This window comes from Streptomyces sp. ML-6 (assembly GCF_030116705.1).
Classification (GTDB): Bacteria; Actinomycetota; Actinomycetes; order Streptomycetales; family Streptomycetaceae; genus Streptomyces.
Genome location: NZ_JAOTIK010000001.1, coordinates 5,755,257 through 5,766,064, shown reverse-complemented (window position 1 = coordinate 5,766,064; position 10,808 = coordinate 5,755,257). Strand labels below are relative to the sequence as shown.

Annotated in this window: 9 protein-coding genes; all 9 read right to left on the bottom strand. The window is 69.8% G+C overall.

The genetic code is table 11. The annotated features are described in order from the left end of the window. Positions 1-29 precede the first annotated feature (29 nt). Entirely contained in the window at positions 30-1,040 is a 1,011-nt protein-coding gene (locus tag OCT49_RS25615; RefSeq protein WP_283854169.1) for a helix-turn-helix transcriptional regulator, read from the bottom strand. A gap of 269 nt (positions 1,041-1,309) precedes the next feature. Beyond that, positions 1,310-2,176 (bottom strand): thioesterase family protein, encoded by an 867-nt coding sequence (locus tag OCT49_RS25610; protein ID WP_283854168.1) that lies wholly within the window; start codon positions 2,174-2,176, stop codon positions 1,310-1,312. A 128-nt stretch (positions 2,177-2,304) separates the two neighbouring features. Then, on the bottom strand, positions 2,305-2,976 hold the full coding sequence (locus OCT49_RS25605) for a trimeric intracellular cation channel family protein (RefSeq protein ID WP_283854167.1): 672 nt from the start codon (positions 2,974-2,976) through the stop codon (positions 2,305-2,307). Between the two features lie 18 nt (positions 2,977-2,994). Next, positions 2,995-4,236: an ABC transporter ATP-binding protein gene (locus tag OCT49_RS25600; RefSeq protein ID WP_502963487.1), complete on the bottom strand. Its 1,242-nt coding sequence runs from the start codon at positions 4,234-4,236 to the stop codon at positions 2,995-2,997. A gap of 35 nt (positions 4,237-4,271) precedes the next feature. Then, on the bottom strand, positions 4,272-5,372 hold the full coding sequence (locus OCT49_RS25595; RefSeq protein WP_283854165.1) for an ABC transporter ATP-binding protein: 1,101 nt from the start codon (positions 5,370-5,372) through the stop codon (positions 4,272-4,274). Next, on the bottom strand, positions 5,369-6,370 hold the full coding sequence (locus OCT49_RS25590) for an ABC transporter permease (RefSeq protein WP_283855943.1): 1,002 nt from the start codon (positions 6,368-6,370) through the stop codon (positions 5,369-5,371). Before OCT49_RS25590 ends, OCT49_RS25595 begins: the two co-directional genes overlap by 4 nt. Positions 6,371-6,514: 144 nt before the next feature. Beyond that, the gene (locus OCT49_RS25585) at positions 6,515-8,287 is read right to left on the bottom strand and encodes an ABC transporter substrate-binding protein (protein WP_283854164.1); all 1,773 of its coding nucleotides are present in this window, start codon (positions 8,285-8,287) and stop codon (positions 6,515-6,517) included. A 95-nt stretch (positions 8,288-8,382) separates the two neighbouring features. Then, complete coding sequence (locus OCT49_RS25580; protein WP_283854163.1) at positions 8,383-9,387, bottom strand: ABC transporter permease; 1,005 nt, start codon at positions 9,385-9,387, stop codon at positions 8,383-8,385. Between the two features lie 578 nt (positions 9,388-9,965). Then, on the bottom strand, positions 9,966-10,745 hold the full coding sequence (locus OCT49_RS25575; protein WP_283854162.1) for an enhanced serine sensitivity protein SseB C-terminal domain-containing protein: 780 nt from the start codon (positions 10,743-10,745) through the stop codon (positions 9,966-9,968). Positions 10,746-10,808: the final 63 nt, after the last annotated feature.

Below are 10,808 nucleotides of genomic sequence, written 5' to 3'. Positions count from 1 at the left end.
CGACAGCCAGGCACCACGACAGCCGGCCCCTACGGCAGCCAGTCGCGCCGCGCCGCCTGCCACACCAGCTGCGTACGCGTCTTCGCGCCCGCCCGCTGCATCAGCGCGGTGATCCGGCGCTGCACCGTGCGGTGGCTGACGCGCAGTTGGGTGGCGATCGCCTTGTCCGCCACGCCCGCGACGACCAGGGAGAGCAGATAGCGCTCGTCGTCGGCGAGGCTGCCGCCCGGTCCCGTGCCGCCGGCGAAGCCGGCCAGTTCGCCCGCCTCCGTGACGTGCAGCGGGGTCCCCGCCGCCCACTGGATGTCGAACAGGGCGACGAGGGCGTCCAGGAGGGTGCTGCTGCGGATGATCGCGGCGGTCGGCTCACCGCGGACGCCGGTCGTGCTGCTCGGCATCAGCGGGCAGACGGCGACGGAGCTGTCGACGATGACCATGCGCACGGGGAGGGTGCTGGTGGCGCGGGCCGCTTCCCCGGCGCGGATGCCCTGGGCGACGTTGTCGACCATGCCGGGCTGTTCCAGGCAGGCCCGCTCGTAGATCGCCTCGTAGCGGATGCCCTGGGCGAGCAGCTCGAACTCCTCGTCGTTGTCCTGGGCGCGCAGCGCCACGGGATCGGCCTTGCAGAACCACCGCAGGTCGCTGCGGGCCCCGTAGGCGAGCTGGCGCAGCTGCTGACGGATGGCGCCGGCCCCGGTGATCACCTCGACCAACTGCCCGGCGTCATGGCGCCGGCCGCCCGCCCGGTACTCCTCGGCCAGCTGTTCCACTCCGCGCCGCGCCCACTCCAGCGCTTCCTGGCCGCGCGCCAGCAGAGGTTGTAACGCCACGTCCGGCGGGACGGGGACGTACCGCATGCCGTCGTCGCCCGGCAGCCGCCCGACCAGCCCTTTGTCGTGCAGCGAGGACAGGAGCGACACCGCCTCGCGTTCCGGGATGTGGAGCCGTTGGACGATCTCGTCCACGCCCGCGCCCCGTACCTCCACCAGGTGGCGGTAGACCCGCTCCTCCGCCGCCCCGATCCCCGCTATCTCCAGCAAGCGCTTTCTCCCTCCCCGCGACCCACCCCGGACGGACGCCCCCAACGGGCCGTCCATGATCGAACAGAATGCGGGCGGCCCTGCCGGACGATCAAGAAGGCCGCACGGTTTCCGCGAGCCCGATGCGGGCGTGCGGCGGGGCACATGGCGCCCCGGGGCCCGCGCACCGCGGCGGCGGCCCCGGCCCGTCCGCACGCACGCGCCGGAACCCGTACGCACGCGTCGGGGCCCGCCGGAATCCGGCGGGCCCCGACGGGGATCGTGGTGCTTCAGGAACGCGACGCCCTGGCCAGCTGGCGGGACTGGGCCACCAGCCGGTCCGCGCTGTCCCAGACGTCCGCGTCCTCCTCCAGGAAACCGCCCGCGAGGTTGCGGGTGGTGATGGAGACCCGGAGCGGGCCCGGGGCCGGGCGGCAACGGACGTGGGTGGTCAGTTCGATGGTGGGCGTCCAGCCCTGGAGGCCCAGCTCGAAGGCGGTGGGCGGCAGCGCGTCCACGGTGAGGAGCAGCGAGAGCGGGTCGGCGTCGCGGCCGTCCGCGAGGCCGAACCAGCCGCGCATCTCGCCCTTGCCCGAGGGTGCGCCCACGGCCCAGCCGACCGTCGCCGGGTCCAGCCTGATGTCGATCCGCTCGGTGATGGCGGAGCTGCCGGGGATCGGGGCCGGGCCGTCGCTCGCGCCGAGGCAGTGCTCCAGCGGCGGGATGGCCGGCGGCTTCGCCGAGGTGCGGACCTCGTCGGTCAGGGCGTCCAGGTCGCCGTAGGTGGCGAGGACCCGGATGCGCTCGACCTCGGAGCCGTCCTCCGCGTACTGGAAGAGGGACGCCTGGCCGGTGGAGAGGGTGCGGCCGGTACGGACGGTCTGGGTCCGGATCACCGCGGGGCCGGGGACGGACGCGGTGAGGTAGTGCGCGGAGACGGAGAAGGGGTCCGGGTGCGGCAGGGCCTCGCCGAGCGCGCGGCCCAGCATGGCGAGCAGATAGCCGCCGTTGACGGCGTGGATGATCGTCCAGCCCGCGGAGAGTTCGGCGTCGTAGACGCCCTCTTCCCGGAGGGTGACGGCGGTGTCGCGATCGAACTCGCTGTCCCCGATGGTCGCCTGCGCGGTCCGTGCCGCCTGCTCTGCTGCCTGTGCCATGCGACGCACCGTACACCGATTTCATTACTGAGCGGTAGCTTTTTATGACCGGAAAAGGGCGGCCCGGGCCCGGCACGGTCCGGGTCCGGCTCCGGCACGGTCCTGGTCCGGATCCCGCACGGCCCGCCTCAGGCGGTCGCGGAGCCCTCCTCGGCCCTCGCGGACTTCCGGTTGTAGGCGCGCGGGGCCCGCCAGTGGTAGCGCATCGCCAGCAGCCGCAGCACGAAGGCGACGATCACCGCGGTGCCGCTGGTGAACGCGTTGAGCGCGCCGAAGCGGATGCACAGGACGATCATCATGGCGCCGACCATCGCGGGCACCGCGTACAGGTCGCGGTCCCAGCGCAGCAGCGAGGGCACCTCGTTGGCCAGTACGTCGCGCAGCACCCCGCCGCCGACCGCGGTGGCCAGCCCGAGCGTCGCCGACGCGGTGAGGCCGAGCCCGTAGTCGTACGCCTTGACCGTGCCCGTCACGCAGAACAGCCCGAGGCCCGCCGCGTCGAAGACGTTGACCCCCACCTGGATCCGCTCGACGTGCGGATGCAGGAAGAACACCAGGGCGGCGGCGAGGAGCGGGGTGGTGAAGTAGCCGAGATCCGTGAACGCCGCGGGCGGGATCGCCCCGATGACGATGTCACGGAACAGCCCCCCGCCCAGCGCGGTCACCTCGGCGAGCACCGCGATGCCGAAGACATCGAAGTTCTTGCGTACGGCGAGCAGAGCGCCGGAGATCGCGAAGACGAAGATTCCGGCGATGTCGAGCGCATGCTGGACGGAGGGCGTGAACAGTTCGTTGAGCACCGGGCAATTGTGCCGGTACTACTCCTTGGGGTTGTCCTCCGGCGTATCGGACGATGTGGTACCACTGTCCGCCCCGGTACCGGGATCGGCCTCGTCCGCCGCGGCCCCACCACCGGACTCGGACTCCGACTCCGGCTCGTCCGCCGCGGCCCTGCGCACCTCGACGATCTCGATGGCCTCGCGCGCCTGGGCCGTCACCTCCTCGCCGGGCACCTGGTCGGGCGCGTTCTCCGGGTGGTGGCAGGCCACCTGGTGCCCGGTCTTCAGCGCGGCCAGCGGGGGCTCCTGCGTCTTGCAGACCTCCGTGGCCTTCCAGCACCGGGTGTGGAACCGGCAGCCGCTGGGCGGTGCGATCGGCGACGGCACGTCGCCCTTGAGCAGGATGCGCTCGCTCTTGGCCGACCGCCGCTTGGGGTCCGGGATCGGGACCGCCGAGAGCAGCGCCTTGGTGTACGGGTGCATCGGCGCCTTGTAGAGCGACTCGCGGTCGGCCAGCTCCACGACCTTGCCGAGGTACATCACCGCGATCCGGTCCGAGACGTGCCGGACGACCGACAGGTCGTGGGCGATGATCACGTACGTGAGGCCCAGCTCGCGCTGAAGGTCGTCGAGCAGGTTCACCACCTGTGCCTGGATCGACACGTCCAGCGCCGACACCGGCTCGTCCGCCACGACCAGCTTCGGCTTGAGCGCGAGCGCGCGGGCGATCCCGATGCGCTGGCGCTGACCGCCGGAGAACTCGTGCGGGTAGCGGTTGTAGTGCTCGGGGTTGAGGCCCACCACCTCCAGCAGCCGCTGCACCTCCTTCTTGACGCCGCCCTCGGGCGTGACGCCCTGGAGCTTGAAGGGGGCGCCCACGATCGTGCCGATCGTGTGCCGGGGGTTCAGCGAGGAGTACGGGTCCTGGAAGATCATCTGCATGTCCCGGCGCATCGGACGCATGCCGCCGACGCCGAGGTGCGTGATGTCCCTCCCCTCGAACTCGATCTTCCCCGCGGTGGGTTCGAGCAGCCGGGTGATCAGCCGGCCCATCGTCGACTTGCCGCAGCCGGACTCGCCGACGACGCCCAGGGTCTCGCCCGAGTGCACCTCGAAGTCGATCCCGTCGACGGCCTTCACGGCACCGGTGGTGCGCTGCAGCATCCCCTTCTTGAGGGGGAAGTGCTTCTGCAGCCCGGTCACCTTGAGCAGCACCTCGCGGGAGGCGGCGTCCCCGGCCGGCGTCCCGTTCCCGGCAGACCTCTGCGCCGGAACGTCCACGCCCTTGTCCTCGCTCGTCACGGCCTTTTCCTCGCTCACAGCTTGGGCGCAATCTCTTCGGTCCAGATACGCTCCCGCTGCTCCTGCGACATGTGGCAGGCCGCCCAGTGCCGGCTGCCGACCTCCTGCAGCTCGGGCCGTACGGTGCGGGTGACGTCGTCCTTGGGCACGTCCGCGTACGGGCAGCGCGGGTTGAAGGCGCAGCCCGACGGGATGTTGATGAGCGACGGCGGGGAACCCTTGACCGGGATGAGCCGGTCGGTCTGGTCGCGGTCGAGGCGCGGCATCGAGCCCAGCAGGCCCCAGGTGTAGGGGTGCCGGGGCTCGTAGAACACCTTCTCGGCCGGTCCGCGCTCGACGCAGCGTCCGCCGTACATCACGAGGATGTCATCGGCGAGCTCGGCCACGACGCCCAGGTCGTGGGTGATGATGATGACGGCGGAGCCGAACTCCTTCTGCAGGTCCCGGATCAGGTCGAGGATCTGCGCCTGGACGGTCACGTCCAGGGCGGTCGTCGGCTCGTCGGCGATCAGCAGTTCGGGGTTGTTGACCAGCGACATGGCGATCATCGCGCGCTGGCGCATGCCGCCGGAGAACTCGTGCGGGTAGCTGTCGACGCGCTTGTCGGGCTGCGGGATGCCGACCCGGTCGAGCATCTCCACCGCCCGTTTGCGGGCGGTCTTCTTGTCCACGGGGTGGTGGACCCGGTACGCCTCCACGATCTGCTTGCCGATCGTGTAGTACGGGTGCAGCGCGGACAGCGGGTCCTGGAAGATCATGGCCATCTCGCGGCCGCGGAGCCTGCGCACCTCGTCGGGGTCGGCGGACAGCAGTTCCTTGCCGTCCAGCCAGATCTCGCCGGAGACCTGCGCCTTGCGCTTGCCGTACTGGCCGGCGGTGTGCAGGCCCATGATGCCCAGCGAGGTGACGGACTTCCCGGAGCCGGACTCGCCGACGATGCCGAGGGTCTTGCCCTTCTCCAGCTGGAAGCTGAGCCCGTCGACGGACTTGACCAGTCCGTCGTCGGTCGGGAAGTGCACCCTGAGGTCGCGTACTTCGAGGAAGGCGGAGGGAGCGGACGATCCGGCCCGGGTGGGTTCCCCCAGCGCGGCACCGCTCTTGTTCAGTTCGGTCATCCCAGCCTCACTCGCGGGTCGATGACGGCGTACAGAATGTCGACGAGGAGGTTGGCCACGGCGATCGCGAGAGCCGCGAACAGGGTGACGCCGAGGATCACCGGCAGGTCCTTGTTGCTGATGGCCTGGACCGCCGCGAGCCCGAGCCCCGGCAGGTTGAACGTGGACTCGGTGAGGACGGCGCCACCGAGGAGCACGCCGATGTCGAGGCCGAAGACGGTGAGGATCGGCGTCATCGCGGAACGCAGCGCGTGCCGGGTGATGACGGTGCTCTCGCCCAGGCCCTTGGCGCGGGCGGTGCGGATGTAGTCCTCGCCGAGCACTTCGAGCATGGTGGCCCGGGTGAGGCGGGCGTACATCGCGGCGTTCAGGAACGCGAGCACGATCCACGGCAGGATCAGGGTCTGGAACCAGGTTCCGATGCTGTCGTCCGTGGAGAGGTTGTCGGCGATCTTCACCCAGCCGAAGTTGTGCACGAACAGGCCCATGGCGACCATGCCGGTGAAGAAGATCGGCAGCGAGACGCCGGCCAGGGCCGTGGTCATCGCGGCGCGGTCCCAGATGCTGCCGCGGCGGAGCGCGGACACCACACCGGTGGCGACACCGCCGAGGAGCCACAGGACACAGGCACCGGCGGCGAGGCCCCCGGTGACGGGCAGGGCGTCCTTGAGGGTGGTCCAGACCGGGACCTCCGTGCGGAAGGAGTACCCGAAGCAGGGAGCGGCGCAGTGGGTGACGTCGTCACCGTTCGCGTAGTCGCGCCCCATCGGAATGCCCTTGACGAAGTCCCAGAACTGGACGAGGAGGGGCTCGTCGAGACCCAGTTTGACCCGGATGCCCTGGAGCTGCTCGACACCCGTGGCCTTGCCGGCGAAGAGGACTGCTACGTCCTGGCCCGCCCACTTGGGCAGCATGAAGAAGATGGTGAAGGTCGCGAGCAGTACGACGAGCACCATGATGACTACGGCGAACAGGCGCCGGATGAGATAAGCAAGCACTGTGTGCGGCCCGGCGGTGGCCGGGAACCCCTTGTGGGGGCTCCCGGCCACCGCCCCGGCCATCACCTGCCCTTCGGACTGGCGGGTTTCGGCGGCAGTGGAACAGTCAACCGGGTTGACTGCAGATGCTGTTGGCTCCAGCGATTACTTGACGACGCCGAGCGAGACGTAGTCGTAACGGCCGTTGTAGGCGTCGGACATGTAGGCGTTCGTCAGACGGCTGCCGCGCCAGGTGATGTTCTTCTCGTAGATGAAGGGCATCCAGTCGGCCTGGTCGAGGATCCGCTTGTCGAGCTCCTTGTAGATCTCACCGGCCTTGACCGGGTCGGTCTCCGCGATCGCCTTGTCGAACAGCCCGTCGATCTTCGGGTCGTTCAGCTGCGACTCGTTGTAGTTGCCGGTGTCCGCGAGGAAGCGGCTGTCCCACAGCGGCTGGCCGAAGCCCTGGCCGGACGGGAAGTCCGGGCCCCAGCCGCTCATCGTCATGCCGTAGCCGCGCTTCTTCACGACGGACGGGGAGCCGGTGATGCTGGACGCCTCGGCGCCGTCGATCGGGTCGACCTCGACCTTGATGCCGACCTTGCCGAGCTGCTCCTGGAGCGCCTCGGCGGTGTCGACCTCGCCCGGGTTGTTGGTGCGGGCGGTGAGCTTGGTGGTGAAGCCGTTCGGCTGGCCGCACTGCTTCAGCTCGTCCTTGGCCTTGACCAGGTCCGGCTTGCCCTTGCGGGCGAGGACGCCGTACGGGTCGTAGTCGCTGTGGCCCTTGATGGAGGCCGGCAGGGTGCTGTTGGCGATCGCGCCACCGGCGATCTCGCCGCCGCGGGTCTGCTGGAGACCGGCGAAGTCCGTGGCGTAGAAGACGGCCTTGCGGCAGTGGACGTCGTCGAACGGCTTGGCCGTGTGGACGAGCGCCACGTAGCGGACGAAGGACGTCTGCATGTTGTCGACGCTGTCGCGGTGCTTCTGGACGGCGGTGACGCGGCCGGACTGGGTCATGCCGGTGCCGTTGAGGTCGACGTCGTAGTCGCCCTCCATCAGCTTCTTGTCGTTCTCCTCCAGGTTGGCGGAGATCGTGACGGTGATCTTGTCCGGGAGCGCGGCGCGAACCGGGTCCGAGGACTTCTGCCACTTGTCGTTGCGGACGAGCACGATGCTCTTGCCCGGCTTGTACGTCTCGAACTTGTACGGGCCGTTGGAGAACGGGCGCTGGGTGTACTTCGCGCCGGTGTCCTTCTCGGCCTTCACGGGCGAGCCGGACGGCATGGCGAGGAACTGCTCGAAGTCACCGTTGGGCTTGGGCAGCTTGAAGACGATGGTGTTGTCGTCCGGGGTCTCGATCGCCTTGAGGCCGAGCTTGTCCGGGGACTTGTCCTTGTACGGGCCCTTGTACTCGCCCTTGGGGTCCAGCGTCTGCATCAGGTACTGCGGGCCACCGGTGATGGTGTCCGTCGCCCAGATGCGCTCGATGCCGTACTTGACGTCCTTGGAGGTCAGCTTGGAGCCGTCCTCCCAGGTCAGGCCGTCACGCAGCTTGTACGTGTAGGTCTTGCCGCCGTCGCTGATCTCACCGGGGCCGGTGGCCAGGTCGCCGACCAGCTTGGTGGACGCCGCGCCCGGCTTGGTGTCGTACGTGACCAGCTGGCGGGTGTAGAAGCGCATGAAGTCCCAGGCCATGCCGTAGTAGGCACGCTGGGGGTCGGCGGAGTCGAGGTCCTGCTTGCCGACGAACTTGAGCGTTCCGCCCTTCTTGGTGGACGGGTTGGCGACCTTGTTGAACGCCGCGTTGAAGCCGGCGCCCTTCGACTTGCCGCCGCTCTCGCCGTCGTCGCCGCCGCCGCACGCCGTGGTGGTCATCAGCGCCGCGACCACGAGGGCCGCACCAGCGGTGAGCCGTCGTTTCGAGGTAACTGTGGACATTTTCTCGCAACCTCCGAGATCGCGGTCCCAGGCCGTTGTTTGCCGGAGAACCATGGGAAAAGCCACCTGACGATGCGGCAGGGGCAAGTCGTGGGTTATCGGGTCCCCTTGGGGTCCAGGGCGTCGCGCAGCCCGTCCCCGAAGAGGTTGAAGGCCAGTACGGTGATGAAGATCGTCACACCGGGGAAGACCATGAACATCGGGTCGTGCTCGTACGTCTCCAGGGCGTCCCGCAGCATTCCGCCCCAGGAGGCGGTGGGCGGCCGGACACCGGCGCCGAGGAAGCTGAGGGCCGCTTCGGTGAGGATGTTGGTGGGGATCATGAGCGTCGCGTAGACGGTGATCGGCGCCACCAGGTTCGGCAGCAGTTCGCGGAAGAGGATGTGCACCCGTCCGCCGCCGAGGCTGCGCGCGGCTTCCACGTACTCGCGTTCGCGCAGCGAGAGCGTCTGGCCCCGGACGATGCGTCCCACGTACGGCCAGCCGAAGAAGCCGATGACGGCGACGAGGACGGCGATGCGCACGCCGCTGCCGGTCAGTCCGAGCAGGTCGTCGGGAAGGACCGAGACCAGGGAGATGATGAAGAGGAGCTGCGGGAAGGACAGCAGCACGTCCATGACCCGGCTGATCGTCGCGTCCACCCAGCCGCCGAAGTAGCCGGCGATGATCCCGAAGAGCGTGCCGAGGGCGACGGCGACCATGGCCGCCAGGAACGCCACGAGCAGCGAGATCCGGGCGCCGTAGACGATCCGGCTGAAGACGTCGCGCCCCTTGTTGGGTTCGACGCCGAACAGGAAGTCGCCGCTCACCCCGCCGAAACTGCCCATGGGGAGGTTGGTCAGCGGGTCGAGCTTCTCCTGGTGGAACTCGTTCGGCGGGTGCCCGAGCAGGCTCACGATCAGCGGTGCGAAGACCGCCACCAGGACCAGGAGGAGCACGGTGATGCCGCCCGCCAGCGCGACCTTGTCCTGCTTCAGTCGGTTCCAGGCGATCTGCTTGAGAGAGCGGCCCTCGACCTTCTTCGCCCCGGAGTCGGCCGCGGGACCGCCGGCCGCGACCGGATCCGCTTCCGTGGTCGGCTCTTGCAGTGGTGCCGTCATCGTGGCAAGGACCCCTCTCAACCGGCGGTGGCCGGGCCGAACTGGCCGCTGTGGCGGCGCGATCAGTCAGTCGTACGCAGAGGCGGCAAGACGCCCTTGCTGCGGGAGTCTTCATTGCCGTCACTACAGGTAGCCAGAGCGTCAGGCGAATGGATGCCTAACCGTGATGCGGTCTGGGGGGTTCCGTTATCCGGACGGAGGTGAACGCCCCTCGAACACGGGCCAGTTGAAACAGACCGGGGCACGCGGGGGAATTGGCCCCGCTTTCGTCACCAGTCGCACCCAGGCATGACCAGTGGGTAAATCCCGGACATGACGGGCGAGATGACCAGGAAAGCTGCGAACTCATCAGGCCGGAAAGGCACTTGGACACGCATGCACACATCTCGGCAATACCGGACGTACGGGGATCGATGCGGCGGGAGGCGGCGGAGGGCGGGGCGGCGCCCGGGGAACGGGGCGGCGCCCCGCGGGCGCGCGGGCCCGGGGGCCTGCGGAGTCAGGGACAGGTGGGCTCAGGGTCGGCGGGGTCAGAGGCCGACGGAGTCAGGGACAGGTGGGCTCAGGGACCGGCGTGGTCAGTACGTGCGCTGGGGCGGGTAGCCGTAGCCTGCGGCGGGGGCGGCCGGGGCGTGGGCCTCGCGGTCGTAGAACGGCCGGGCGTTGGCGCGCAGCCACATCGCGACCGGGTCGTACTCGTCGGACATCGCGACGGTGGAGACGGGCAGGCCGTCCGGGACCGCGGCGATCGACTGCTGCATCATCGCGCGCACCGCGTCCACCGAGAGGGGGCTGGTGTCGTAGAGGTCGAGGCCGATGGCGAGGTACGGAGCGCCGAGCGCGGGCTGCACCCAGGCGCGGCGCAGCGAGCGGATCGCGGGGGTGCGGTGGGCGTTCTGCGCGAGCTGGGCGTAGAACTGCGGGATCTCGATGGCCGGCTCGGTGAGCCGGAGCGGGCCCGCGGGCATCCGGTCGAGGCCGGTGGCGATGCGGCGCAGGTCCAGCCAGGGGATGCCGACACCGCCGCCCGGGGCGTGCGGGTTGAGCCAGATGCCCCAGCGGTCCGGGAAGAGGGCGCGGGCGATGTCGCCGCCGGTGACCACCTCGTGGGCGCGGTTCCAGCCGCTGGCCGAGAGCTCCTGCGCGGAGGTCACGCAGGGGGCGTAGCCGAGGCCGTCGACCTCCATGTTCCCGTACTGGGCGTCGGGCGAGCCCGGCGCACCGTGCCACAGGAGCATCCAGACCCGGTCGTTCGCGAGGGCCTGCAGCAGCGCCTCGTACGCGTCGTAGCGCCCGGGCGTCACTTGGCGCAGCATGTGCTCGACCTGCCCGGCCGCCGCGGTGCCTGACGCACTCACCTGGTCCCGCCCCTCTTCGACTCCACTGTGTCGGCCCACCGCGCCCCGGGCCTCCGGGCGCGG

Coding starts and splice junctions, on each gene's coding strand:
- OCT49_RS25610 (WP_283854168.1), bottom strand. CDS start 2,176: ATGGCACAGGCAGCAGAGCAGGCGGCACGGACCGCGCAGGCGACCATC.
- OCT49_RS25595 (WP_283854165.1), bottom strand. CDS start 5,372: ATGACCGAACTGAACAAGAGCGGTGCCGCGCTGGGGGAACCCACCCGG.
- OCT49_RS25585 (WP_283854164.1), bottom strand. CDS start 8,287: ATGTCCACAGTTACCTCGAAACGACGGCTCACCGCTGGTGCGGCCCTC.
- OCT49_RS25580 (WP_283854163.1), bottom strand. CDS start 9,387: ATGACGGCACCACTGCAAGAGCCGACCACGGAAGCGGATCCGGTCGCG.